Annotated in this window: 22 protein-coding genes and 1 pseudogene; 10 read left to right on the top strand and 13 right to left on the bottom strand. The window is 62.7% G+C overall.

Going from position 1 to position 23,446, the window contains the following annotated elements; genetic code table 11:
* From KBY83_RS03200 to KBY83_RS03185, 4 genes are all read right to left on the bottom strand, one after another.
* A complete protein-coding gene (locus KBY83_RS03200) occupies window positions 1-999 on the bottom strand; it encodes an adenosine kinase (protein WP_255018291.1) in 999 nt (332 codons plus the stop codon).
* The gene (locus KBY83_RS03195) at window positions 999-2,318 is read right to left on the bottom strand and encodes an adenylosuccinate synthase (RefSeq protein ID WP_255018290.1); all 1,320 of its coding nucleotides are present in this window, start codon (window positions 2,316-2,318) and stop codon (window positions 999-1,001) included. The genes KBY83_RS03200 and KBY83_RS03195 overlap by 1 nt, the downstream gene beginning before the upstream one ends.
* Window positions 2,319-2,406: 88 nt before the next feature.
* Window positions 2,407-2,841 carry a photosystem II protein Psb27 gene (gene psb27, locus KBY83_RS03190; RefSeq protein ID WP_106502435.1) on the bottom strand — a complete coding sequence of 145 codons (435 nt, stop codon included), beginning with the start codon at window positions 2,839-2,841 and terminating at the stop codon, window positions 2,407-2,409.
* A gap of 47 nt (window positions 2,842-2,888) precedes the next feature.
* The gene (locus tag KBY83_RS03185; RefSeq protein WP_255018289.1) at window positions 2,889-4,715 is read right to left on the bottom strand and encodes a proline--tRNA ligase; all 1,827 of its coding nucleotides are present in this window, start codon (window positions 4,713-4,715) and stop codon (window positions 2,889-2,891) included.
* A 140-nt stretch (window positions 4,716-4,855) separates the two neighbouring features.
* On the opposite strand from KBY83_RS03185, the gene KBY83_RS03180 reads away from it, so the two are divergent.
* Window positions 4,856-5,344, top strand: coding sequence for a hypothetical protein (locus tag KBY83_RS03180; RefSeq protein ID WP_255018288.1), 489 nt, complete (start codon window positions 4,856-4,858; stop codon window positions 5,342-5,344).
* Between the two features lie 398 nt (window positions 5,345-5,742).
* Here KBY83_RS03180 and KBY83_RS03175 read toward each other — a convergent pair whose 3' ends face one another.
* Entirely contained in the window at window positions 5,743-6,495 is a 753-nt protein-coding gene (locus tag KBY83_RS03175; RefSeq protein WP_255018287.1) for a class I SAM-dependent methyltransferase, read from the bottom strand.
* 82 nt (window positions 6,496-6,577) lie between these two features.
* On the opposite strand from KBY83_RS03175, the gene KBY83_RS03170 reads away from it, so the two are divergent.
* Complete coding sequence (locus tag KBY83_RS03170; RefSeq protein ID WP_106502554.1) at window positions 6,578-6,940, top strand: 2Fe-2S iron-sulfur cluster-binding protein; 363 nt, start codon at window positions 6,578-6,580, stop codon at window positions 6,938-6,940.
* Between the two features lie 29 nt (window positions 6,941-6,969).
* On the top strand, window positions 6,970-7,314 hold the full coding sequence (locus tag KBY83_RS03165; protein ID WP_255018286.1) for a Spx/MgsR family RNA polymerase-binding regulatory protein: 345 nt from the start codon (window positions 6,970-6,972) through the stop codon (window positions 7,312-7,314).
* On the opposite strand, the gene KBY83_RS03160 is transcribed toward KBY83_RS03165, so the two are convergent.
* On the bottom strand, window positions 7,280-8,821 hold the full coding sequence (locus KBY83_RS03160; protein ID WP_255018285.1) for a hypothetical protein: 1,542 nt from the start codon (window positions 8,819-8,821) through the stop codon (window positions 7,280-7,282). The genes KBY83_RS03165 and KBY83_RS03160 overlap by 35 nt on opposite strands.
* 77 nt (window positions 8,822-8,898) lie before the next feature.
* On the opposite strand from KBY83_RS03160, the gene lepB reads away from it, so the two are divergent.
* On the top strand, window positions 8,899-9,666 hold the full coding sequence (gene lepB, locus KBY83_RS03155; RefSeq protein WP_396093295.1) for a signal peptidase I: 768 nt from the start codon (window positions 8,899-8,901) through the stop codon (window positions 9,664-9,666).
* On the opposite strand, the gene KBY83_RS03150 is transcribed toward lepB, so the two are convergent.
* Together KBY83_RS03150 and KBY83_RS03145 are read right to left on the bottom strand one after the other, a co-directional pair.
* Entirely contained in the window at window positions 9,629-10,906 is a 1,278-nt protein-coding gene (locus KBY83_RS03150; protein ID WP_255018284.1) for a dihydroorotase, read from the bottom strand. The two genes, lepB and KBY83_RS03150, sit on opposite strands and share 38 nt — an antisense overlap.
* Window positions 10,907-10,912: 6 nt before the next feature.
* Window positions 10,913-12,247 carry a histidine phosphatase family protein gene (locus KBY83_RS03145; protein ID WP_255018283.1) on the bottom strand — a complete coding sequence of 445 codons (1,335 nt, stop codon included), beginning with the start codon at window positions 12,245-12,247 and terminating at the stop codon, window positions 10,913-10,915.
* An 83-nt stretch (window positions 12,248-12,330) separates the two neighbouring features.
* Between KBY83_RS03145 and KBY83_RS03140 the strand changes: the two genes are divergently transcribed.
* From KBY83_RS03140 to KBY83_RS03120, 5 genes and pseudogenes are all read left to right on the top strand, one after another.
* Entirely contained in the window at window positions 12,331-13,746 is a 1,416-nt protein-coding gene (locus KBY83_RS03140) for a CPBP family intramembrane glutamic endopeptidase (protein ID WP_255018281.1), read from the top strand.
* A 66-nt stretch (window positions 13,747-13,812) separates the two neighbouring features.
* Window positions 13,813-14,286: a hypothetical protein gene (locus KBY83_RS03135; protein ID WP_255018280.1), complete on the top strand. Its 474-nt coding sequence runs from the start codon at window positions 13,813-13,815 to the stop codon at window positions 14,284-14,286.
* Window positions 14,287-14,299: 13 nt separating this feature from the next.
* The gene (locus KBY83_RS03130; protein ID WP_255018279.1) at window positions 14,300-16,117 is read left to right on the top strand and encodes a penicillin-binding protein 2; all 1,818 of its coding nucleotides are present in this window, start codon (window positions 14,300-14,302) and stop codon (window positions 16,115-16,117) included.
* Between the two features lie 116 nt (window positions 16,118-16,233).
* Window positions 16,234-17,220: pseudogene (locus tag KBY83_RS03125) on the top strand (transaldolase); the annotation flags it as partial.
* A gap of 74 nt (window positions 17,221-17,294) precedes the next feature.
* Window positions 17,295-17,672 carry a Crp/Fnr family transcriptional regulator gene (locus KBY83_RS03120; RefSeq protein WP_255018278.1) on the top strand — a complete coding sequence of 126 codons (378 nt, stop codon included), beginning with the start codon at window positions 17,295-17,297 and terminating at the stop codon, window positions 17,670-17,672.
* An 8-nt stretch (window positions 17,673-17,680) separates the two neighbouring features.
* Here KBY83_RS03120 and KBY83_RS03115 read toward each other — a convergent pair whose 3' ends face one another.
* The 5 genes from KBY83_RS03115 to KBY83_RS03095 form a co-directional block, all read right to left on the bottom strand.
* Entirely contained in the window at window positions 17,681-18,847 is a 1,167-nt protein-coding gene (locus KBY83_RS03115) for an NAD(P)/FAD-dependent oxidoreductase (protein ID WP_255018277.1), read from the bottom strand.
* Window positions 18,844-19,383 (bottom strand): ribosome recycling factor, encoded by a 540-nt coding sequence (gene frr, locus KBY83_RS03110; protein ID WP_254937042.1) that lies wholly within the window; start codon window positions 19,381-19,383, stop codon window positions 18,844-18,846. The genes KBY83_RS03115 and frr overlap by 4 nt, the downstream gene beginning before the upstream one ends.
* Window positions 19,384-19,391: 8 nt before the next feature.
* A complete protein-coding gene (pyrH, locus tag KBY83_RS03105; RefSeq protein WP_106502448.1) occupies window positions 19,392-20,099 on the bottom strand; it encodes a UMP kinase in 708 nt (235 codons plus the stop codon).
* A 65-nt stretch (window positions 20,100-20,164) separates the two neighbouring features.
* Window positions 20,165-20,848: a cob(I)yrinic acid a,c-diamide adenosyltransferase gene (gene cobO, locus KBY83_RS03100; RefSeq protein ID WP_255018276.1), complete on the bottom strand. Its 684-nt coding sequence runs from the start codon at window positions 20,846-20,848 to the stop codon at window positions 20,165-20,167.
* The gene (locus tag KBY83_RS03095) at window positions 20,845-22,131 is read right to left on the bottom strand and encodes a site-specific integrase (protein ID WP_255018275.1); all 1,287 of its coding nucleotides are present in this window, start codon (window positions 22,129-22,131) and stop codon (window positions 20,845-20,847) included. Before KBY83_RS03095 ends, cobO begins: the two co-directional genes overlap by 4 nt.
* Before the next feature lie 122 nt (window positions 22,132-22,253).
* Between KBY83_RS03095 and hemH the strand changes: the two genes are divergently transcribed.
* Window positions 22,254-23,429, top strand: a complete 1,176-nt coding sequence (hemH, locus tag KBY83_RS03090) for a ferrochelatase (protein WP_255018274.1) — start codon at window positions 22,254-22,256, stop codon at window positions 23,427-23,429.
* The last annotated feature ends 17 nt before the right edge of the window (window positions 23,430-23,446 follow it).

Genomic DNA, 23,446 nt, shown 5'->3' with positions numbered 1-23,446 from the left:
TCAGCCCAGGTGCTGGGCTACTAGCTGCTTGAGCGAGCCCTGGGGCCGGGGCCCCAGCTGGGTCACGACCTGACCAGCGCAGAGGGAACCCAGCCGTCCACATTCGTCGACGGACTGGCCCTGGGTGTAGGCGTGCAGGAAGCCAGCGGCGTAAAGATCACCCGCCCCTGTGGTGTCCAGCAAGGGACCGAGCTGGAAGGGGGCGACTCTGTGGGTTCCGGCGCCATTGAGTACTACCGATCCCTGCTCGCTGCGGGTGAGGGCTGCCAGCTTGCAGCGGCCCCGCACCTGGTCGGCAGCCTCTTCAAAACTATTGGCCTTGTAGAGGGCCGTGATCTCCATTTCGTTGGCAAACAGGATGTCGACGTGGCCGTCCACTAGCTCCTGGAAGCTTTCGCGGTGACGCTCGACGCAAAAAGCATCCGACAGGCTCAAAGCCACCTCGCCCCCATGGGCGCGGGCCACCTCGGCCGCAGTGATGAAAGCCGCCTTGGCCTCGTCGCTGTCCCAGAGGTAACCCTCTAGGTAGAGCACCTTGGCTTGGGCAACCATGTCAAGGTCGAGGTCGGCTGGATCCAGCCCCACCGAAGCACCCAAGTATGTGCACATGGTGCGCTGGGCATCCGGAGTTACCAGGATCAGGCAGCGGGCCGTGGAGGGCCCCTCCGTGGCCGCAGGGGTATCAAAGCGAGCTCCAACCGAACGGATGTCGTGGGTAAAGATCCCCCCCAGCTGATCGTTGCGCACCCGACCGATAAAGCCCGCCCGGCCGCCCAGTTGGGCAACCCCGGCCAGGGTGTTGGCAGCGGAGCCGCCAGAGGTTTCAAGGCCCGGTCCAACGCTGGCGTAGAGGCGCTCGGCTTGGGCTTCGTCCACCAGGGCCATGGTGCCCTTGGTGAGTTCGAAGTTGTCGATCAGGTCGTCGTTGGCTTGCACCAGCACGTCAACGATGGCGTTGCCAATGCCGACGACGTCGTAGGTCTTTTCCATGGGATCCATTAGGTGCTCAGCAGGGCCCGCTTGGGACCGTGAATGGGGTCTTCTACAACGATCGTCTGATCGCGGTTAGCGCCAAGGGAAACTATGGCGATCGGTACCTCCATTAGATCGGCAAGAAAGCGCAAATAGCTCATCGCCGTTGGAGGTAATTCCTCCAGGCTGCGGCAATCTTCAGTAGAGGTTTGCCAACCCGGCAAGGTTTCAAAGATCGGCTGGCAGCGGGCGAAATCCTCCGAACTGCTGGGGAAATATTCGATCCGCTCGCCGTCGAGTTCGTAGGCAACACATACCTGGATTTCATCGAGCTCATCAAGCACATCGAGCTTGGTGATGGCCAGACAATCGAGGCCGTTCACCTCCACCGCATAGCGACCGATCACCCCGTCAAACCAACCGCAACGGCGGCGGCGGCCCGTGGTGGTACCAAACTCACCGCCCCGATCACAGAGATGATCGTTGAGGCTGCCCTGGAGCTCGGTGGGGAAGGGACCCTCTCCTACCCGGGTCGTGTATGCCTTGGCTACCCCGATCACCCGATCGATCAAGGTGGGGCCCACCCCTGCTCCGATGCAAGCACCGCCACTTACCGGGTTTGAGGAGGTGACATAGGGATAGGTGCCGTGGTCAAGATCCAGCAGGGTGCCCTGGGCTCCCTCAAACAGGATGTTTTGGCGGGCCCGCGCAGCGCTGTGGATAGTGCGGGTGCAATCGACCACATGGGGCGCTAGCCGCTTGCCGTAGCCGACGTATTCGGCCACAACCGTCTCGAAATCCAACGGCTCAAGGCCGTAGAGCTTCTCGAGGATTTCGTTCTTTTCGGCAAGGGGGCCCGCGAGGCGATCCCGCAACCGATCCCCGTCAAGAATGTCCAGGATTCGGATGCCATTGCGCTCCGATTTATCTGCGTAGGTGGGACCGATGCCCCTGCCAGTGGTGCCGATGCGGCGATCGCCGCGGCGCTGTTCCATCGCCTGATCCAACAGGCGGTGGTAAGGCATGGTGACGTGGGCCGTAGAAGCCAGCTTCAAGCCACTGATGTCGATGCTGTAGGTGGCGAGCATGTCGAGCTCCCCCAGCATCACCTTGGGGTCGACCACCGTGCCGGAGCCGATCAAGCAAATCGTGTCGGGGTAAAGGATCCCGGAGGGGATCAGGTGCAGTTTCAGCACCTTGTCGTCCACGACGATGGTGTGGCCGGCGTTCACCCCGCCTTGATACCGCACCACAACGTCGGCTGAGCGGCTGAGAAGATCCGTGATCTTGCCCTTCCCCTCGTCACCCCACTGCGCACCGATGACGACAACGTTGGCCAAGGACACAGCGGCCCGGAGCCGCTTCTGAGCACAATCCGAGAGCTTCTCAGATCGTGGGGTCCTTCGTCAAAGATGGTTGGATTGGATCAGGGCCTTAGGCGCCGCGAGTCGCGTTGGTTTCAGCCTTCTTGAGTTCCTTGGCGATCCGCTCCTTAAGCGCCTCCGGCAGCGGGCGATTGGGATAATTGGTGTAGTGGCCAGCCATGGAGTTGATCGCCGTCTGCATGGTGGTGAAAGAGCCCAAGCCGTTCACCGAGCTGCGGGGGCGGTAGCGGGCCACGTAGCCATTGCTCAGGCTGCGAGCTTCGATCTCGGCCTCAGCGCGGGCAGGATCGTCGGCCCCTAAGGCGATGGTGCTCAGCAGGCTGTCGGCCACCGCCACAGTGTCCTCGATGTAGTTACCAGAAAGACCAGTATTTGCAGAGCTACAGGCAGTTAGAGCAAGGCTGAGGCAGAGCACCAGGGCTACGGCCAAGCGTGAAAAAAGCTGCTTCAGCCGCTGGCGGAAGGAGGGAAGCACAGCGGCCATGGGAGAAATGCGAATCCCCCCATCCTAGAAGCCGCCTCAGGGGCCCATTACGCAGGCAGGCCCATGCGCTGGCTTACCAAGCAGGGCAGCAGGGTCTCAAGCAGCTCAATGGCCGGCAGATCGCGCTTGCTGCAGCTGGAGCGCTCCACCAACTCCACCAGACCATCAGCCGCTCCGCGACCCACCACTACCCGCCAGGGAATACCAATCAGATCGGCATCCTTAAACTTCACTCCAGCCCGCTCACTGCGGTCATCCAGCAATACATCTACACCTGCTTCCTGGAGACGCAGATAGAGCTGCTCAGCCAAGCCGCTCTGCTCGGCTTCGGCCCAATTGGCCGCCACCACGATCACTTCGAAGGGCGCAATCGATACGGGCCAGCAGATGCCATTGCCATCGTGATGTTGCTCAACAGCCGCCTGGGCCAACCGGGAGACACCGATGCCGTAACAGCCCATCCACAGGGCTTCTTCCGAGCCAGCCTCATTGGTGAAACGGGCCTCAAGGGCCTCTGAATACTTGCGGCCCAGCTGGAAAATGTGTCCCACCTCAATGCCCCGACTGGCCTGGAGCTGCTGGGAGGGGTCGTGTTGGCAGCGATCACCTGGTTGGGCGGCCCGCAGATCAAGGCTCTCAGGGCAAGGGCAGAGGGAGCCCCAAGCCGCGCCTACTAGGTGGATATCGGTGCTGTTGGCACCACACACAAAGGAACTGAGCTCAGCAGCTGTTCTGTCAGCTAGTCGCAAGAAGTGCTTGGTCCAGTGACCGGAATTGGTCAGCAGCCCATCGGCTAAGTGGGGACCCATAAAGCCAAAGGGCAAGGGCAGCAGCCCTTCGCTGGCCGCGGCCTCCTTAGTAATTGGGGAAATGTCTAGTAGCGCCCCATGCTCCGCTGAGCAGCGGGCCGTTACTGCATTGGCCAGCTTGACTTCGTTGAGTTGTTGATCGCCCCGCAGGCTCACCAGCAGGGGCTGGGCGCTTTGATCTTCAAAGCGGGCTAGCAACATCAACACCTTTACGGTCTGACAGGGCTCAATGCCATGGCCGGCGCAGAGATCTTCAATGCTGCTTTGTCCAGGGGTGGCAAAAGGTTCACCCTTACCGCCAGCCCGCGGTCCCCCCGGTAGGGAGATTGGGTCAGCGGCTAACGAAACAGCCCGCTCCTGGTTGGCGGCGTAGGCCCCATCGGAACTAGCCAAAATCAAATCCTCACCTGCCTCAGCCGTAACCATGAATTCCTGGCTGGCCGAGCCACCAATCGCACCGCTGTCTGCCTCCACCGCGACAGCTCGCAAACCACAACGGGCAAAGATGCGTCTGTAGGCGCCATCCATAGCGGCGTAGGTTTGCCGCAAGGACTCCTCATTGGCATGGAAGGAGTAAGCATCTTTCATGATGAATTCGCGACCACGCATTAAGCCGAAGCGGGGACGAATCTCATCGCGAAATTTGCTCTGTATCTGATATAAATTGACGGGCAACTGCCTGTAAGAACGCAACAGATCGGTGGCCAGATATGTGATCACCTCCTCATGGGTAGGCCCCAGCCCCAACTCACGCCCCTGGCGATCCTCCAGGTGGAACATGATGCCCTCCCCTGCGGTGTAGCCGGCCCAACGGCCGCTGCGCTGCCACAACTCCGCCGGCTGAAGTTGGGGCAACAGGGTTTCAAGGGCTCCGGTGCCGTCCATCTCCTCACGCACCACCCGGGAAACCTTCTGGAGCACCCGCCACATCAAGGGGAGATAGGCGTAAATGCCCGAGGCAACCCGGCGGATGTAGCCGGCGCGAAGCAGCAGCTTGTGAGAGGGAATCTCAGCCTCCGACGGATCGTCGCGGAGCGTCACCAGCATCAGGCGGGAGACGCGCATGGCAGGAGCTTTCGATGAGGGCGGAACCTATCACCGACACCCAGCCAGGGGAGCCTGTATGGGGGTGACCACCGCTGGTGATTACGTGTAAAACCCCTGCTATGGTCTCGATCTGATCCCGTTAGTCCAAAAGCCGTCTCATGTCACCCCAGCCCAGTTCTGCAAATGGATTGGGGGCAATCGGGCTACCTGCTGGGCTTGTTGCCCAGGCCGAACCCGCAGATGCTGGATCCGCCGAGATCGCTGAAGGCCTAATCGGTATTGATGAGGTCCAAAGGGCTCTCAACCGTTCTCGGGCGTCTGTATACCGCTATACAAATACTGATCCCCGCAATCTCAATCCGCCTTTTAACCCGCGCAAGTTGAATCCGGAATACCGCAGCGATCAAAAGGATCCGCTGATGTTCCACCCCAACGAGGTGGCCCGTTTTGCCCGCGACGTGCTGCGGATCAAGGAAGTAACGGTTGAGGTACTCAACTCACCCTCTACTGCCACCCAACAATTGTTGGGTTCGATCCTCGAAGAGCTGCGATCCATCCGATTGCGCTTAGACCATCTCGATGGTCGCCCTACAGACCTGAGTGCCCGCCGTGATCAACACGATCAAGGCTCCCGCCCTGCCGCCTAAAATATTGGCCTTACTAGTTGACCGGTCTTGCAAGTTGCACGGTTCAGTCTTGCTAGTTGCACGAGTCAATAATTGTTCAATCCCCAATTTCTGAGCCACAGTGCCAGAATTGAAGAAGTCCCTTTGATTTTTGAGTGGAATCGGTGCCTTATGCGCCCTTTCCCATTGCTATGGATTCAGTTCCCCGAGATTCCCAACCCTCTTCCATCCCCCATCTAGTCGAAGCGACCGCGCCAGAACGCGATCTTGATGAGCAGGGTGAAGATCCATTCAGTACGGGCCCCCAAGCCCTTTCAGGCCTGCTGGGAAGCCTGATCGCCCTGGCCACGGCGGTGGTGCCGCTAGCCATGGTTGTCGCTGGAAGACCCTTCAGCTATTCGGCCCCGAGCTTCGAGAGCTCAGGGGCGGCGCTGCAGCAGAAAGCCCTCATAGCCGAGAGCCTGAAAAATCCTGGCCGGATCTCCAAAGCCAGCCGCGTTGACGAGAGCCGTTAGCCGCGCTTCCCCAATCGGGTGGAGGCCTTGGGTAAGAGGAGCGAGATCGTGAGGATCAGCGTTGAGGCCACTAGCCCGTTGGAAACCCATCCAGGCTGCCTCCACCTGGCTTTGCAGGGTTGATCGCTCCGGCGCCATCAAATCAACCAGCACGAGTTGGCCACCAGGCTCAAGGCTGCGGGCAAGGGCCGTAAGGAAGGCAAGCTTGCTGCCATCGTCTGGCAAGGACTGCAAAACCAGCACGGAAAGGGCGCCAGCAAAACATCCGTCGGCGTTGAGGTCCTCGACCGTGGTTTGACGCCAGCTGATCGACTCGACACCCAGTCGCTGTTGGGAAGCGGCGAGCATCTCAGCGGAGGGATCGATTGCGGTGAGCTGCCAGTCCGGGCGCTGGGCCCTTGCCTCCACCAGCTCTGCTCCGGTGCCGCAGCCCGCCACCAACACAGCTGCGCCAGAGCTGCTGGCCCGAGGCGAGGCAGCCAGCAAAGCAACCGCCAAGCGAGCCAGGCTGGCGTATCCCGGAATCAGCTGCTGGACTATCAGGTCATAACCAAGAGGCAGGTCATAACCAAGAGGCAGGTCATAACCAAGAGGCAGGTCATAACCAAGAGGCAGGTCATAACCAAGAGGCAGGTCATAACCGAGGGGCGTTGACACAGCTCGCTCGCGAAGATTCCGATGCTAGGCATTGGGGCGGGCGTGACCTAAGTTGGGCGGCGCCCATTCCCCCAGCCCGACCGTGCCCACCATCCGTTTTGAACAGGAAGGCCAGACGGTCGGTTGCATCGAAGGTGCCAATCTCCGCAAGGCCGCCCTGGATGCGGGCATCAACCCTTACAAAGGGCTCAACAACGTCAACAACTGCGGTGGCATAGGCCAGTGCGGCACCTGCGTTATGGAAGTGATCGAGGGCATGCAAAACCTTTCTCCCCGCAGCGATGTCGAGGAGGTTTACCTCTCTGATCGTCCAGCCAATTTCCGCCTCAGCTGCCGCACCAGCGTCAACGGCGACGTCACCGTGCGCACCAAACCGACCAACGCCGTTGGCCAGGGTTCAAACAGCCTGGTGGGCGCCCTGAAGTCCCTAATCGGCATCAAATAAGCGGCCGGTACCCCAATCCGTAGCTCCGGATGAAGCTCTATAGCTATTCCCGTTGCAGTACCTGCCGCAAGGCAATCGCCTGGCTGACAGCCCGTCATCTGGCTGCCGAAACGCTGGACATCACCGAGCAGCCGCCCAACATCGCCGAACTTGAGCAGGCCTTGGCCCAGCTTGGAAGGCAGCGCCTGTTCAATACCAGTGGGCAGAGCTACCGGGCCTTGGGAGCCGCTGCGGTGCAGGCCATGGACGACCAGGCCGCTCTAGCAGCGCTGGCCGCTGACGGCAAATTGATCAAGCGGCCTTTTCTGGTCGCAAACGACGGGCGCATCCTCACCGGCTTCAAGGAGCCGGAGTGGCTGGATCTTCTGGGCTAGCTGGGCCAGGGGCGGTCATCAACTGGTCGAGCTCCTGGATCAGTGCTTCAATTCCGGCCCTGTTGATCTGGCTCAGATAGGTGCCCTTGGCGCCGTCTATCAAGGTGCACAGCAGCTCCTGGGAGCGCTCCAGGGCCGAGCCGCTCTCGAGGGCCGCGGCCAGCTCCTCCCAGAACCGGTCGATGAACCGCTGCAATAAATCGAGCTGCACGTCATCGCGGCGGGAAAGCTGGTTACCAGTGCTGCGGGAAAGCTCAAGGAGGCTGTCGACCATGCCGCTCGCTAGTTGGCGACTGATGCCGGTCTCGACCTGGAGCAGCGGCTGCAACTGGCGCAGCGGTGCTGGCACCACGGTGCGCTCCAGACTTTGACGCAGGCTGTATCCCAGCAAACCTTGCAGCTCCGGCGCGAGCTTCGGTGCCACCCGGCTCAGCAGCAGCGGCGCCCAGATCCTCACCAGCTCCACCAGCGCCCGCTCGTCGCTGCTGCTGGCCACGCTCTGATGGCTGCGCAGGGCTCGCAGCCGCTGGGGCCAGCGCCGCGAGCGAATCAAGCCCTGGGTGCCATCGAGGATCTGCAGCGACAGCACTTCAAACAGCTCCACCGCCAGCAGCGCCACCACCCCCCGGCTCACCACGGCCCGCAGGGGCTCAAAATTGACCAAGCCCGAGGTCTGCAGGCGCTCAAGCACCGGTACCAGCCGCAGCCAGCGCCAGAAGGGCAGCAGTAGGGGCAGGTCGCTCCAACGGCGCAACAGGGCATCACCCCAGCTGAGGCCAGGCAGCCGGCGCCGCAGCCGAATCAGCCGCAACAAGATGTCTAAAACAAAGACGCTCTGAAACAGCAGCAGGTCGATGCGCCAGAAGTGGTCTGTGGGTCTGCCGTTTTCATCGATCGATCGCCAGTAGTTGGTGGCCACCAGCGGCAGCACCTGGTCGTTCCAGAAGCGCCGCTCCTGGCTCCAGCCGCTGATTCGGATCCGCTCTGGACTCAGCAACAGGCTGGAGGCCTGTCGAGCGGAATCCCGGTCTGCCCGCTGCCGCAAGCGATTTTTGATTTTCTCCAGGGTTCCCGAGGCCTCAGAAGCGAGAAATGGATTGCTATCGATCAGCTGGGACGTGAGTTGGGCCTGACGATTCAGCAGGAGCACCTGGCGGGGCTGCGGTGCCTGGCCGGCCGGCAGGGTCAGCAGGGCCGCATCGAGTTGGCGAAATTGCTCCAGGTAGGCCTGGGTCTCCCGGTGGGGCTCAATGCCCTTGATCGGATCCACCAGGGGGGTGACATCCGGGATCACGGTGAGGGGCACCACTAGGGGCACCGAGGGGATCGGGTAGAGGTTGCGCTGCAGCCAGAAGGTGCGCAGCGGCACGTAGGTGATGTCGAACGCCACCCACAGCAGGTTGACGCTGGCCCACACCGCCACAAAGCGGTCCCAACCCAGCATCCAGCGGCCTACTGGCTCAGCCGATGCCGACTTGGTGCGATCTTGCCAGCGAGGGGACGCCATGGGCTTTGGCGGGGTGGTTGTTGTGCCTAATCTGCCCTGTCTGGTTCGGTGAACCTGAACAAAGGAGATCTGCTGTCTTGAGCCCTTCCAACAATCCAGAGAGTGGTCAGGTTGTCAATCAGGAGGGGGGCAGTACCAGCCCCTCCCTGATTCAGCCCGAACAGGCACCCCAAGAGAGCCCCTGGGCCTTCTGGCGCAGCGTCTTGATCACCCTGGCTGTGGCTCTAGGTATTCGCCAGTTTCTGGTGGAAGCCCGCTACATCCCCTCGGGTTCGATGCTGCCAGGGCTGCAGCTTCAGGACCGCCTACTTGTGGAAAAGCTGAGCTATCTCCAGCGCTCGCCGCGGCGCGGTGAGATTGTCGTATTCCATTCGCCCCACCGCTTTGACCCGGTGCTGGCAGCTGGATCAAGCTCCAATCCCCTGCGTTGCCTGCTGGTGAATCTGCCGCTCCTGGGCAGCTTGCCCGGGGTTGCCAACCCTGCCTGCGATGCCTACATCAAGAGGGTTGTAGCCCTGCCCGGTGAGAGGGTTGTGGTGGATCCAAGGGGACACGTATTCATCGATGGCCAGCGGCTGGCCGAGCCCTACGTCCAAGGCGATTGCCCCGTAGATAGCCAGGGCATGGGACCTTGCCGAACCTTGAATGCCGTCGTTCCAGCTGGCCACGTGCTCACCCTGGGCGACAATCGGGCCAATAGCTGGGATGGCCGCTTTTGGCCTGGGGGAGCGTTCCTGCCCGAAAGCGAAATCATCGGTCGGGCCTTCTGGCGCTTTTACCCCTTCAACCAAACCGGTGCCCTTGGAGTCACAAGCTCCAGTGATCTGCCGGCTGCAGGCCGGTAGCCCGCACGGCCCCGCATACCGACTGGCCCAAGCGAGGCTGGTTGGCCGCCATCGACAAGGATTCACCCCGCTCCCAGCTCCAGGGGTGCTGGGGGTCAAACAGCAGCCAACGGCGAGTTCCCAGGCCTAATTGCTCGGGGGGCAGCCCCAGCAACTCGGAGCCTCCCCAGCTCAGGGCCTGCCAGAGCAGCTCCACGCTCCAGCCGCGGCCCTCCACCAGCTCTTGCCACAACAGCGGCAGCACAAGCCCATGGCGGGCGCCATGGCCGGCCACTCCGGCCCGCCGCTGATCAAGGGGGAGCAACTGCTCTTCCGCATCAAGCGGCAGATGGTGCACGGCCACGGCGGTAAGCAGCCGCTGCTCTAGGCCAGCAATTAAGCCCAGGCGATCAGCGGGAGTTCCCAAGCTGGGCCGCAGCCGCCACCCCTCCTCGGTGGGGTGGAGATTGCCGCTATCAGCAAGCAGGTGCCACCAGCTGACGCTGGCCAGGGGCCGCCTGGGGGCCTGGGCCAATAGATCCACCCCAGCGGCTGTGGATAGGTTCATCAGCCGCATAGCCACCGTCGAACGAACCTGAGCAAGGCTGAGCAGGCTCTGCAGCGGCAGGGTTTCGCTGAGCTCCGGATCAAGGGGCCAGCCCGCCCTCAGGGCATCAACCCCCTCGCGCATGAAGCCACCGCAGCTAAGGCCGGCATCGCGCGGGGCAACCAGCACGGGCCGGCTGCCCATCTCGCCTAGCAGCAGGCCCCGCTCCAGCAAAGCCAACGGTGGCTGCTGTTCAGCGCAGGCCAAACCAATGGCACCGGCAGCGATTTGATCGGCATGGGGGGCCAGCTCCTGATCGGCACCCTCCAGGCTGAAACTGCCCCACAGCAGTAATTGCATCGGCTCAGCCCACCCCAGGCCAAGCCGCTCCGGTCGATCGCGCCAGGGAGTAGCCCAGGGCAGCAGGGCCACGGTGCCGTAGCCGCCAGCAGCAGCGGCGGCCGCCAAGCTGGCCAGATCTTCCGCTCGCCCGCCGCAAGGTTGCTCCAGCACGCTGTGGGGGTCGACCAGCACTGGCGCTAATAGCCAGGAACGGGCGTCGGTGGGGCTGAGGCCAAGGGCCTGGGCCCGCTGAGTAGCGCCTTCGCCCCAGAGGAGCAGCTCGCCACCGCTATCGATCAGGGCATCTGCCCTAGTGATCGGCTGACCAGGACCGGTGAGCAGCTGAACCTGGTGAAGCCAGAGGGGGAGCATCAAAACTCAGAGAGCACCGGCGGCGGTGCGATCCAACACGCCTCCAAGATGCGAGGTGAGGTTCATGGCGGCCACCACAGGACGGCCAGCTGGACCCTCGGGGTAATCAATCACCGTGACACCGCCATTGCCCTGCTTGATGGCCCAGATGTCGGCGGGTTGCAGCCCCAGCAGCCCGCACAGGATGGTCTTGTTGACCGCGTCGTGAGCTACCACCAGGGCCGTTTCATCGGCTCGGAGGCTGGCAGCGATGTGAGCCCAGGTCGTTAAGGAGCGGTCCCATACCTCCTGGAGAGTCTCCCCCTCAGGCATCTGCACGGTGTGTGGTGCCCGCTTCCAATCGGCCAGCAGCTCGGGCCAACCGGCGGCGATCTCGTGCTCCAAGCGGCCCTCCCAGAGGCCGTGGCCGATCTCCACCAGGCCAGTGCTGCTTGTGAGGGGCACACCAGGATGGCTAGAGAGGATTGCCTCGGCCGTCTGGCGCGGCCTGGCCATGCAGCTGGTGTAAGCGCGATCGATGCTCACCGGGGCGAGAAAGCTGCCAGCGGCCTCGGCCTGGGAGCGCCCGTTGGCATTGAGGGGAATGTCGATCTGGCCCTGAAAGCGACCCTCTCGGTTCCAGTCGGTTTCGCCGTGACGCACCAACAACAGTCGGGCGCCTGAAGCTTTAGGGGGCAGGGGCTCACCAAGGTGGGCTACCCCATTGAGCGACTCCACCTGGACGCCGCCCTTGCTGACATTGAGCACAGAGATTGAACAGTTGTCGACCCGCAGCCGGCGGAAGCCGCTGAGGGGCAGCTCCAGCAGGGCTAGTAATAGGCAACGCAAGATGGCGTTATGGGCCACCACGAGCACGGTCTGGGGAGGGGCCTGATCGTCAGCTAGCGCGGCGGCATGGCGATCAAACAGCAAATGGCGGAACTGCTGGGCCTGGGCCATCAGCTCCGGCAAAGGCAGGTAAGAGCTGCCATCAGGGCGCTGCAGCTCAAGCAACTCAGGGGCCTGGCGCCATTGCTGCTCCTGCTCGGGGTAGTGCGCCCGCAACTCATCTCGCAGCAGACCGCTCCAGGGGGCCAGATCAATTTCCAGCAGCCCTTCCGCCTGTTCGGCAACCAGGCTCTGGCCCTGCTCGGCTAGGAGCAGACGGGCGGTTTCAGCGGCTCGCCGCAAAGGGGAGCAGTAGGCAGCAGCGCAGGTCAGATCACGCAGGGCCGCTCCTGTGGCACAGGCCTGGTTTTGGCCAGTTGCTGTCAGGCTCGACAGGTCGTCGCGGCCCTGGATCCGATGCTCCACATTGAAGCTGCTCAGCCCATGGCGCACCAGCACAATCCGAAGGGGCACGGGCTCGTCGCTGCTTAGATCCCATCGTATGGGAGGGGTGCGGGCCAGAATCCCGAAACCGGTGCGCCCTGGAGGGCCTGCGTTTGAACGCCAGTCCCCCCCCCCAACCCCGCCAGAACGCTGGATGGACCACTGGACTTGCCCTGCTGAGCCTGGTGCTCAGCGGCCTGCTTTGGATCACTGGCCTGGTGGACAGCCTGCAACGCCCATCTGTGGGCAATTCCCTGGAGCTGCGCCAACTGGAGCTGACCGCCCTGGCAGCACCAGCACTGCCGGCTGGCCTGCGCCAAGCCCTCACCGGCGCCAACCCCCTCGAGGCCCTGCGCCTTGATCTGCAGAAACAGTTGGATGGCAATCCCGTGCCGCCAGCACCGCAGCAAGAGCTGCAACTAGCCCTACTGGAGCTTCAGGCCGGCCAGGGAAGTGCGGCACGCCAGCGGTTGCAAGAGCTAAACCAGCAGGTGCCACCTGAGCAGCGCCTGCTGCTCAAGGCCCTGGTCGAACCAGCACCCAGAGCCGCCAGCCGCGACCCAGAGCAAGCGGCACAGGACCAACTACTTCAGGGCTGGGGCCTGTCTCCCCTAAGCAGACAACTGGTGTGCCAAGCCCTAGGCGATCCCCAAGTTGCTTGTGGAGATCGCGCCGCCCAGCAGGTAGCAGTGCTGCGCCTACTCGGAACCGCCGTACTTCCTGTGCTGCTGCTGCTGCTGGGCTCAGCCCTGCTGCTGCGCGAGCTGTGGCTGCGCTGGCGCGGCAAGGCAGCCCCGCCCGCCCCCCTGGTAGGTCCACCCCTCACCCTGGCGGAGGTGACCCTGCTGATCGCTGGCGGGTTCGTGGTGCTGGGCGAGCTGGTGATGCCCCTTGTGCTGGCGCCGCTGCTGCAGGGGCTGCTCAAACCGTTGTCCAGCCAGCCGGCCCTGCAACAGGGATTGCTGGTGTTGGGCCTCTACAGCGGCTTGATGGCAGCGCCACTTGTTTTGTTGTGGAGCCAGCTGCGACCCCACGGACCCGGGCCCCAGGGGGGCTGGTTGCAGTGGCACTGGCGGCCGCTGGCCAGTGCGCTGAGCCGAGCTTTGCTGCAGGTGTTGCTGGTGTTGCCGCTGGTAGCCCTGGTGGGATGGCTGCTGGAGCGTTTGGTTGGCGATCCCGGTGGCAGCAATCCCTTGCTTGAGCTCGTACTCAACAGCGCCAATCCCCTTGCCCTGCTCTGTTTCGCCATCACTGCCCTGGTGCTGGCACCCCTATTTGAGGAAACCCTTTTCCGGGGGGTGCTGCTGCCTGTGCTGGCCCAGCGCTGGGGGGGGCCTGCTGCAGTGGTGGTGAGCGCCCTGCTTTTTGGTATCGCCCACCTCAGCCTGGGAGAACTGCCACCTTTATTCGTGTTGGGGCTAGGGCTGGGCTGGCTCCGGCTGCAGAGCGGACGGCTCGGGCCCAGTGTGCTGATGCACAGCCTCTGGAATGGCCTCACCTTTGCCAATTTGTTGTTACTTGCTGGCTAAGCGTCTGCCAGCTATTGCTGCCTGGCGCCAAGGGTGGTTCAATCGCGCAGTGCATTGCCCCTTCCCTTGGTTGCCTCCCTTTCGCCCCGGCAGGCTCCAGAGCGCAGCGTGACTGCAGGGGCTAATCCAAGTCGCAAGCTGCAGAAACGCACGCTCAAGCTGATCCAGGGTTCGCTCTCCGGCCGTAAACTTGAACGCCGCGCACCCTGGATCTCCAACCTGCACCGGGCCACCGATGGCACCCTGGCTGGTCTGGGAATCTGCATGCTTGCCCTCAGTGCCCTAACCCTGCACTGGCAAAACCAATGGGGTGTGAGCTATCAGCAGATGGAGTCGTCCCAGGTGCTGGAGCACAAGCTGCAGGAATCAGCTGCCCTGCTGGAACAGCACCACCTCGGCGCCGTGAAGCGACCAGGCTGGCTGGTACCCACCAGCAGCGAAAAACTCATTTACCTGCCGGCCCCGAGCGTGGCCTCAGCTGAACCCGGCTTGCCACTGCTGAGCAACTTGCCCCTGCGCCAGATCCGGACTGGCTACTGATGGCAATAATTCAATGACCAGTAGCCGTAAGCGCGGTCCGGTTCGGGCTCCTCGCAGCTCCCAGCAACGGGTGGTAGCGATCCAACCAGTGCCCGCTGGACGCCTGCTCGCTGTTTACGGCTTGCTCTGTGCCGGTTTAGTTGGCCTGGCGGGTCGGCTGGCCTGGCTCCAGGTGGTGGATGCCACCAACCTGCAGACCCGGGCCCATGCCATCCAGACCCAAACCACCAAGCCCATCGGCAAGCGGCGCACGATCGTCGATCGCAACGGCCGTCTAGTGGCTCTCGATGAGGAGCGCTTCACGCTCTGGGCCCATCCCCGTTATTTCAACTTCCCAGGCGACGACCCCCAGAAGATCCGCACGGCAGATGAGGTGGCCGGCAAGCTGGCGACCGTGCTCGCCCAGCCCAAGCCAGCCCTACTGCAAACCATGGCCGGCCGGCCCAGCGGCGTCAAGCTGCGCACCGACCTCGACCCTGAAACGGCAGAACGGGTAAGGCAACTGGGCATTAGTGGTCTCGATCTAGAGGCCTATCCACACCGCATCTATCCCCAGGGCTCCCTTTTCGCCAACGTGGTGGGTTTTCTCAACCTGGAACGCGTTCCCCAGGCTGGCCTGGAGCAAAGCCGCGACAGTGATCTCAAGCGCCAGGAGACTGCCCTGCAGATGCGCCGCGGCGCTGATGGCACCCCCTTACCAGCCGGCCTAACGGCCGGCTCCCTCTACGGCGATGACCTGCGCCTACAGCTCACCCTTGACTCCCGTTTGCAACAGGTAGCCCTTCAGGCCCTGGCAAAGCAGGTGAAGAAGTGGAACGCCAAGCGCGGCGCTGCACTGGTAATGGATGTGCGCAATGGCGAAATGCTGGCGCTGGCTTCCACACCCACCTACGACCCCAATAAGTTCTGGACCTTTAATCCCGGGCTGTTCCGCGAATGGTCTGTGCAGGACCTCTACGAACCTGGCTCCACCTTCAAGCCGATCAACCTGGCGGTGGCCCTGCAGGAAAAAGCCATTAAGGCCGATGGTCGCGTTGCCGACACCGGCCAGCTCAGCATCGGCGGCTGGCCGATCTTCAACCACGACAAACGGGCTAACGGGTTAATCGATTTTCCCACCGTTTTGCAGGTGTCGAGCAACGTCGGCATGGTGAAGGCCATGGCCCAAGTGAAGCGCGATCGCTTCTGGCACTGGCTGCGCACGATGGGGATTGACGAAATCCCCGACACCGACCTGCCAGGGGCGGTGGCAGGCGAGCTCAAGTCGCGCAAGGACTTCACCAGCCAGGCGATCGAACCTGCTGTTGCCGCCTTTGGCCAGGGGTTTTCCCTCACCCCGCTGAAGTTGCTGCAACTTCACGCCATGCTTGCCAACGGCGGCCGTCTGGTGAGTCCGCACATCACCCGCGGACTGCGCTCCGGCGATGCCCTAGCCAGCACACCCGGAGGCAGTGGTCTCCAGTTGCTTGATCCAGGCGTCACCCGCACGGTGATGGCCTGGATGGAATCGGTGGTGGACAACAGCAGCGGCCTGGGTATGAAGATTCCCGGTTACCGCATCGGCGGCAAGACCGGCACCGCCCAGAAAGCTGAACGTGGTGTCTACATCCCAGGGGCCCTGATCACCAGCTTTGTGGGCCACCTGCCCATCGACGATCCCCGCTATGTGGTGCTGGTGGTGGTGGATGAGCCCAAGGGAGGCAATACCTTCGGTTCCACGGTGGCAGCGCCAGTAGCTCGCCAGATCATTGATGCCCTGCTGGTGCTGGAGCGGATCCCCCCTTCCCACCCAAAGGAGCTGCAGAAAGCAGTCGCTAAGCCCAGCGCCTGAGCGCCTGTGGCCGTTCCCTGAAGGAAGGGCATCGCCGCTGGGATAACCCGAAAACACTGGCTAGCGTGATTGCACACCGGGTCGATGCCCCGCCATCAGCCCCCCTCTTCCAGCCAATGGCCAACCTGCTCGATCAACTTGCCGCCATGACCGTGGTGGTGGCCGACACCGGTGACATCGACGCGATCAAGCAGTTCACGCCCCGCGACGCGACCACCAACCCCTCGCTGATCCTGGCGGCAGCCCAGATCCCCACTTACCAGAATCTGATCGATCTCTCTTTGCAGGAGTCGCGCCAGGTGATGGGTGCCGATGCCGGCGCCGATGCGGTGGTTCGCGAAGCCCTCGATGAAATTTGCATCACCTTCGGCAAGGAGATCCTCAAGATCGTGCCGGGGCGTGTTTCCACTGAAGTTGACGCCCGCCTCAGTTACGACACCGAGGCAACGATTACCAAGGCCCGCAAACTCATAGGCCTCTACAACCAAGCCGGCATCAGCAACGACCGGGTACTGATCAAGGTGGCCTCCACCTGGGAAGGTATCTGCGCAGCTGAACAACTGGAACGGGAAGGTATCCACTGCAACCTCACCCTCCTCTTCGGGTTTGCCCAGGCCGTCGCCTGCGCGGAGGCCGGCGTCACCCTGATCTCTCCATTCGTGGGGAGGATCCTCGATTGGTACAAAAAGAGCAGCGGCCGTGACGGCTATCCAGGTCCAGAAGATCCCGGTGTGATCTCCGTAACCCAAATCTTCAACTACTTCAAGACCTACGACTACAAAACGGAGGTGATGGGGGCCAGCTTCCGCAACATTGAAGAGATCATTGAACTGGCCGGTTGCGACTTGCTCACTATTTCGCCGGCGCTGCTTGATCAGCTGCGCCACACCGATGGCGAGCTAGAGCGCAAGCTCAACTCCTTCGACCCCGCCCCTACCGACGCCCAGATCCACCTCGACGAAGATAGTTTCCGTCAGATGCTGGCCGCCGATCCAATGGCCACCGAGAAACTGGATGAGGGCATCCGTGGTTTCTGCAAGGCCATCGAAACCCTCGAGGCTCAGCTAGCCCACCGCCTTGGCGAACTGGAAGACGCTCCTGCCCTTGTGGGGACCGGCTTGACCCAGGCTTAACAGAGGTGGGCCACACTGGCCATTAAGTACAGAATATTGGCCTCGTGAACGCCCTCGACACCATGCGCGCCTTGGCCAGCAACGGTGAGGTTGTCAGCCTTGAGCCCGGAGAGCTGATTTTTAGCTCTGGAGAGGCCGGCGACTGCATGTTTGGCTTACTTGAAGGATCTGTCCAGCTCAGCTGGAACGGCGACCAAGGCCACGAACAGATCAACGCCGGCGACGTATTCGGGGCAGGCGCACTGGTGACGAGTGATCACCGCCGCTACGGCAATGCCATGGCCCTAACCGCCTGCAAGGTGCTGGTGATGAACAGGGAAAAGTTTTTGTTTGCCGTGCAGGAATCGCCGATTTTTGCGATTGAGCTGCTGGGATCAATCGACCAGCGGCTGCGCCAACTCAAGGACTGCACCAAGATCTGAACCGACCTTCAATTGCGCTGAAACAGCAGCCTCCGGATCACACGCTGGGCGATATCGCCATATCCCATCTCGCCGGAAAGGATCTGGGCGATCCGCTGGGGAGCCGTAGGCCGCTTTATGCCGAGTTGATAGCCAACCCGCGGCACCCGGTAGAACACCTGGGCGATGCGCTTGCCCCAGGCCATTGAGGCGCCCCACTCAGCCCGCATCCGATTGCTGTAGCCCACCAGGGCCTGACTATCACCGGCTAGCCAGGGAATCAAAGCTTCGGCGGCCCGGCAGCCGCTGATCAGGGCAGGCCGTAGCCCCTCGGCCAGGAAGGGGTCGCAGAGGGAGGCGGCATCGCCCACCACCACCAAACCGGCATTGGCACCCTGGCCATGCAAGGGGTGGTGGCCATCCCAGATGCGTAGGCGGCCAGGCTGGCGAACGCCTGCATGCGGCGGCAGGCCGAGGCTGGGCAGCAGCTGGCTGAGCACCGCCTCGGCATTGGCGGGGTCTCGGCCAATGAAGGTGCCCACGCCAATGCTGTAGCCACCCTTGCGGGGGAAGGTCCAGCAAAAACCGTGGCGCACCAGGCCAAATTCAAAGCGGGCGGTGCTCGGGTCGCTCACCTCGCAATCCACCTCCACCGACACTGTTTCGGCGTAGCGGGGCTGGCTTGGACCAAGGCCATGGCGAGCCGCCAACAGGGAGCCTGAGCCATCGGCGATGACCACGGCCCGGGCCTTTAGCTGCAGCGCTTTCCCCTCCGGCCCGCGGGCCTGAAGCTGCCAGCAATCGCCTGCCCGCTTCAGGCTTTCCACCGCTATCCCAGTTCGGAAAGTAGCTCCAGCGGTCTGGGCCTGCTCCACCAAATAAGCATCGAGCACGGAGCGGCGCACGATCCAGAAGGGCGAATCACCGGGCAGGACCGCCGTAACCGGGTCGCCCAGGCACCAGGTGAAGCGCACCTGGTCAATCACCGAATCAACGGCAGGGCTGAGATCGAAGGGAAATAGCCCCTGCGTCGAGGCCGCCATGCCACCGCCGCAGGGCTTGGATCGGGGGAAGCTGGCTCGCTCGAGCAGCAGCACCTCTAAACCGCCAGCGGCTAGGTGGAAGGCAGCAGCAGCGCCAGCCGCACCAGCGCCGACCACCGCCACATCAGCCACGCCAGCCGGCGAGCTGGTCACACCTTGAGGATGTCAGCTTCCTTAGTAACCAGAAGCTTCTCAAGCTCAGCGATGAATTTATCGGTGAGCTTCTGCACCTTCTCCTGTTCGTCGCGGCTCTGATCTTCGGAGAGATCGCCGTCTTTTTCCTGCTTTTTTACCCTGTCGATGGCGTCACGACGCACGTTGCGCAGGGCAACCTTGCCCTCCTCGGCATATTTGGCAGCCAGCTTGCAGAAATCCTTACGGCGCTCTTCGGTGAGGGGTGGGATGTTGATCCTGATTACCTTGCCGTCGTTGTTGCAGGTGAGACCCAGGTCACTCATGGAGATGGCCTTTTCGATCAGGCCCATCGAACCGCCATCAAAGGGCTGGATCTGAATCGTCTGGGAATCGGGGGTGGAGATGGTGGCGAGGGATTTCAGCGGCGTTTCAGCGCCGTAATACTCCACGGAAATCTTGTCGAGCAGGGAGGGGTTGGCTCGACCGGTACGGATGGTGTTGAAGGTGCGTTGGGTCGATTCCAACGACTTGCGCATGCTGGCTTCCAAATCCATGGCTGGCGTCAGGGGTGAATACGGGTACCAATCGGGTCTCCGGCCACGGCTCGGCCGATGTTGCCGGGGCCGAACAGGTCAAACACCACGATTGGGATGGAGTTGTCTTTGCAGAGGGCAATGGCTGTGCCGTCCATCACCTCGAGCTCGGAGCTGAGCACCTCCAGGAAGGAGAGACTTTCGAAGCGCACCGCATCGGCGTGCTTATTGGGGTCTTTGTTGTAGACCCCATCCACTTTGGTGGCCTTGAACACCACATCGGCGCCGATTTCAGCAGCCCGTAGGGCGGCGGTGGTGTCGGTGGTGAAAAAGGGATTGCCGGTGCCAGCAGCGAAGATCACCACCCGGCCCTTTTCCATGTGGCGGATCGCCTTACGGCGGATGTAGGGCTCGGCCACCTCCTGCATCGAGATGGCGCTCTGCACCCGAGTTGGCACACCGGCCCGCTCCAGGCCGTCCTGAAGGGTGATGGCATTCATCACCGTGGCCAGCATGCCGACGTAGTCGGCGGTGGCCCGATCCATGCCAGCGGCCGATCCCTTCAGGCCGCGGAAGATGTTGCCCCCGCCCACCACGATCGCCAACTGGGTGCCACCGGCAACGCAGGCAGCCACATCGGAAGCAATCGACTGCACGATCTCAGGATCGATGCCATAGCCCTGCTCACCCATCAGCGCTTCGCCGCTGAGCTTGAGGAGAACGCGCTTGAAGCCCATTGATACCCCAGATCTGCCGGAGCGTAGCAACGGCCTTGCGAATTAACCTGCCGCCGCGGCCAGGTTCAGAACTCAATCCCCCGTTGAGCCTTGACCCCTTGCTCTCTGAAGGGGTGGCGCACCAGCTTCATTTCGGTCACCAGGTCGGCCCGCTCCAGCAGCTGCGGCGGCGCGCCCCGGCCCGTCAGGGCAACGTGAGTGAGCTCTGGCCGCAGGTCCAGTCCGGCAAGCACCTGTTCAATCCCCAGGTAACCCAGCTTGAGGGCGACGTTTACCTCGTCGAGCACCACCAGCTTGCGACTGGCATCCGCGAGGTAGGCCAACGACTGCTCCCAGGCCTGCTGCACCAGCTGCCGATCACGATCCCGGTCTTGGGTTTCCCAGGTGAAGCCTTCGCCCAGGGCGTGCCAGTGCAGCGCCTCCCCAAACAGCTCCAGGGCTTTTGCCTCCCCGGGCTGCCAGCCCCCTTTGATGAACTGCACCACCGCCACCTGGTCGCCATGACCCAGGGTGCGCAGCGCCAGGCCAAGGGCCGCCGTGGTTTTGCCCTTGCCATCGCCGGTGAACACCAGCACCAGGCCCTTTTCCAAGTTGCGCTCACCAACCCGTTGTTGCTGCACCTCCTTGCGACGGGCCATGCGGCGGCGATAGCCGTCCTGATCAGCTTCTGGCGCCAGATCACCGCCGGGACCCAGCTCCGCCGCTGCCGCATCAAGGCTTGAGGCTTGGTCGCTGGAGTGCTGATTCACGGGGTTAGCAAAGCGGTGACACCACTCTGGCTGTGACGGGCCAGGGCCGCATCAACCGCCTGCTGCTGGTCGCGCCGGGTGATCCAGTGGTGATATGTGCGGGTATGAATAGCCACCGAGTGGCCCATCATCCGGGCCGCGACCGTGTCGGGCAGGCCGATGTGAATGGTTCGCACCGCCCAGGCATGGCGCAGGTCGTAGGGGGTGATCGGCAACTCGTAGCGGCGAAACTGCTCAGCCACCCGGCGGCCCACCTGCTGCAGGGTCGTGTGGCGCAGGTCGGTTGCCACCGCTGGCAGGGGCGGCTGGGAACCCCCCAGCTGCTCCAAGCCGAAATGCTCCACCCAGTCGGGCTGGAAAGGCCACACCTGATGTTCACCGGTCTTGGAGGTGGGCAGCACCCGAATCACCCGGTCACCACCTGGGGCAAGGGCCGAAAGATCACAGAAAAACACCTCGTGATTGCGCAAGCCGTAGGTGGCCATCAAGCCGTAGGCCAGGCGCCAGGCCGGATTGGGGATCTGCTCGGCCCACAACAAAATCTGAGGATCACCCGGAAGCCGCCGGAACTGGGCCGCATGTAGGCCATAACCAGCAGCCCTCTCACTCCAGTTATCGGGTAGGTCGAGCTCAAAGTGGCGAGCCAGGGCGGCCAGGGCGGTGCCGCACTGCTGGCGGCTGCGACTGCTGGCGGCGTAGCTCTCTAGCGCCACTTCGAGTAGGGGCAGACCCAAGGGCAGGTCGCGCTCGGCCGCAACGGCCGCCAGGCGCCTCAGGTAGGGCAGGTAGGCGCTGCTCCAGGTGGTGCGACAACCGGCAGGGTTGCGGCGGCGGCGGGGATCGGCAAAAAATGTTGCCTCAAAAGCTGCCAACCCCAGCAAATCGTCCGCGGCGGGCTGAGTAGCTGCCGGCAACCATGAAGTTGAGGGTGAAGGTGGCTGAGCTTGTTGAACCCCCCATGCACTCCATGCGAAGCGCCCTTGCTGCAGCTGACGCAACACCTCTTTAAGCCGCTCCCTAGCCAGCTCAAGACCAGCAGTATCGGCAGGCAGCCCGAGGCTGATGCGCTGCACCGGGTGGCGGCCCGAGCCCCGGCGACAGGGAAGGGGGCCGCGCAGGCCCAACCTTTGGCCGCGCAGCTCTATGCGCAAGGAGACTCCGGCTTGGGCTAGGGCTTGGTTTGCCTGGGCGAGACCGATCTGCAAGTTGGCCAAGGCTTCAGTGGAAACTGCTGAGCTGGCATCTGCCCTAGCCAGATCCAGCTCCACCGCTGCTTTTGCCATGGGCCCAGCACAGAGGCTGACGTTCCAGCACACAACTTGACGTTATCGATCCTGCGCCTTTGTCGCTAGGGGAGGAGCGGCAGCGTTACGCTCTAATCCTCTGAGCCGCGTGGAACGAGGGCATGGCCAAAGTTGGCGTGCTGCTGCTGAACCTCGGTGGGCCCGAGCGTATCCAGGACGTTGGGCCGTTTCTTTACAACCTGTTTTCCGATCCGGAAATCATTCGGTTGCCCAATCCAGCCCTACAAAAACCGTTGGCCTGGTTGATTAGCACCCTGCGGGCTGGCAAGTCCCAGGAGGCATACCGCTCCATCGGTGGTGGTTCACCGCTGCGGCGTATCACCGAGCAACAGGCCCGCGAACTGCAGAGCGAACTGCGCACTCGCGGCATCGAAGCCACCAGCTATGTGGCTATGCGCTACTGGCATCCCTTCACCGAGTCGGCTGTGGCCGACATCAAGGCCGACGGGGTTGAGGAGGTGGTAGTGCTGCCCCTCTATCCCCACTTTTCGATCAGCACCAGCGGATCGAGTTTCCGCGAGCTGCAACGGTTGCGCCAGGCCGACAGTGGCTTTTCCCGGCTGCCGATCCGCTGCATTCGCAGCTACTACGACGACCACGGCTACGTGGGTGCCATGGCTGGCTTGGTTGCCCGCGAAATCCAGGCTTGCCCCGAGCCCTCAAAAGCCCATGTGTTTTTTAGTGCCCATGGGGTGCCTAAGAGCTATGTGGAGGAGGCGGGCGACCCCTACCAAAAAGAGATCGAAGCCTGCGCCCAGCTGATCATGGAGCGACTTCATAGTGATCTGGGCTTCGCCAATCCCTTCACGCTCGCCTACCAGAGCCGGGTAGGTCCGGTGGAGTGGCTTAGGCCTTACACAGATGATGCCCTGCAGGATCTCGGCGCCGCTGGCATCAAAGATTTGGTGGTGGTGCCAATCAGTTTCGTCAGCGAGCACATTGAGACCCTCGAGGAGATCGATATCGAATACCGGGAGATAGCGACCGAGGCAGGCATCATCAATTTCCGGCGTGTGCCAGCCCTAGACACCACCCCGGCCTTCATCAACGGCTTGGCCGATCTGGTGCAGCAGGCCATGGCTGGGCCCGAGGTGAACCTCGACCAGGCCGCCGAATTGCCCAGCAAGGTGAAGCTGTACCCCCAGGACAAATGGGCCTGGGGCTGGAACAACAGCTCTGAAGTTTGGAATGGGCGCTTGGCGATGGTGGGATTTTCCGCTTTCCTGCTGGAGCTACTCAGTGGAAAGGGACCACTGCATGCGCTGGGCCTGCTCTGAGCGCCTTCTAATACAGA

The organism is Cyanobium sp. WKJ7-Wakatipu (assembly GCF_024345355.1).
Classification (GTDB): Bacteria; Cyanobacteriota; Cyanobacteriia; order PCC-6307; family Cyanobiaceae; genus Cyanobium_A; species Cyanobium_A usitatum.
Note: the sequence above shows the minus strand (reverse complement) of the source record. Positions and strands in the feature narration are given on the sequence as shown.

Bases quoted from the DNA above. Each gene is read 5' to 3' on its own strand.
- frr (WP_254937042.1), bottom strand. From the start codon at position 19,383: ATGGATTTGGAAGCCAGCATGCGCAAGTCGTTGGAATCGACCCAACGC.
- KBY83_RS03165 (WP_255018286.1), top strand. From the start codon at position 6,970: ATGAAGCTCTATAGCTATTCCCGTTGCAGTACCTGCCGCAAGGCAATC.
- KBY83_RS03095 (WP_255018275.1), bottom strand. From the start codon at position 22,131: ATGGCAAAAGCAGCGGTGGAGCTGGATCTGGCTAGGGCAGATGCCAGC.
- hemH (WP_255018274.1), top strand. From the start codon at position 22,254: ATGGCCAAAGTTGGCGTGCTGCTGCTGAACCTCGGTGGGCCCGAGCGT.
- KBY83_RS03130 (WP_255018279.1), top strand. From the start codon at position 14,300: ATGACCAGTAGCCGTAAGCGCGGTCCGGTTCGGGCTCCTCGCAGCTCC.
- KBY83_RS03160 (WP_255018285.1), bottom strand. From the start codon at position 8,821: ATGGCGTCCCCTCGCTGGCAAGATCGCACCAAGTCGGCATCGGCTGAG.
- psb27 (WP_106502435.1), bottom strand. From the start codon at position 2,841: ATGGCCGCTGTGCTTCCCTCCTTCCGCCAGCGGCTGAAGCAGCTTTTT.
- KBY83_RS03200 (WP_255018291.1), bottom strand. From the start codon at position 999: ATGGATCCCATGGAAAAGACCTACGACGTCGTCGGCATTGGCAACGCC.
- KBY83_RS03185 (WP_255018289.1), bottom strand. From the start codon at position 4,715: ATGCGCGTCTCCCGCCTGATGCTGGTGACGCTCCGCGACGATCCGTCG.
- KBY83_RS03150 (WP_255018284.1), bottom strand. From the start codon at position 10,906: ATGCTCCCCCTCTGGCTTCACCAGGTTCAGCTGCTCACCGGTCCTGGT.
- pyrH (WP_106502448.1), bottom strand. From the start codon at position 20,099: ATGGGCTTCAAGCGCGTTCTCCTCAAGCTCAGCGGCGAAGCGCTGATG.
- KBY83_RS03180 (WP_255018288.1), top strand. From the start codon at position 4,856: ATGTCACCCCAGCCCAGTTCTGCAAATGGATTGGGGGCAATCGGGCTA.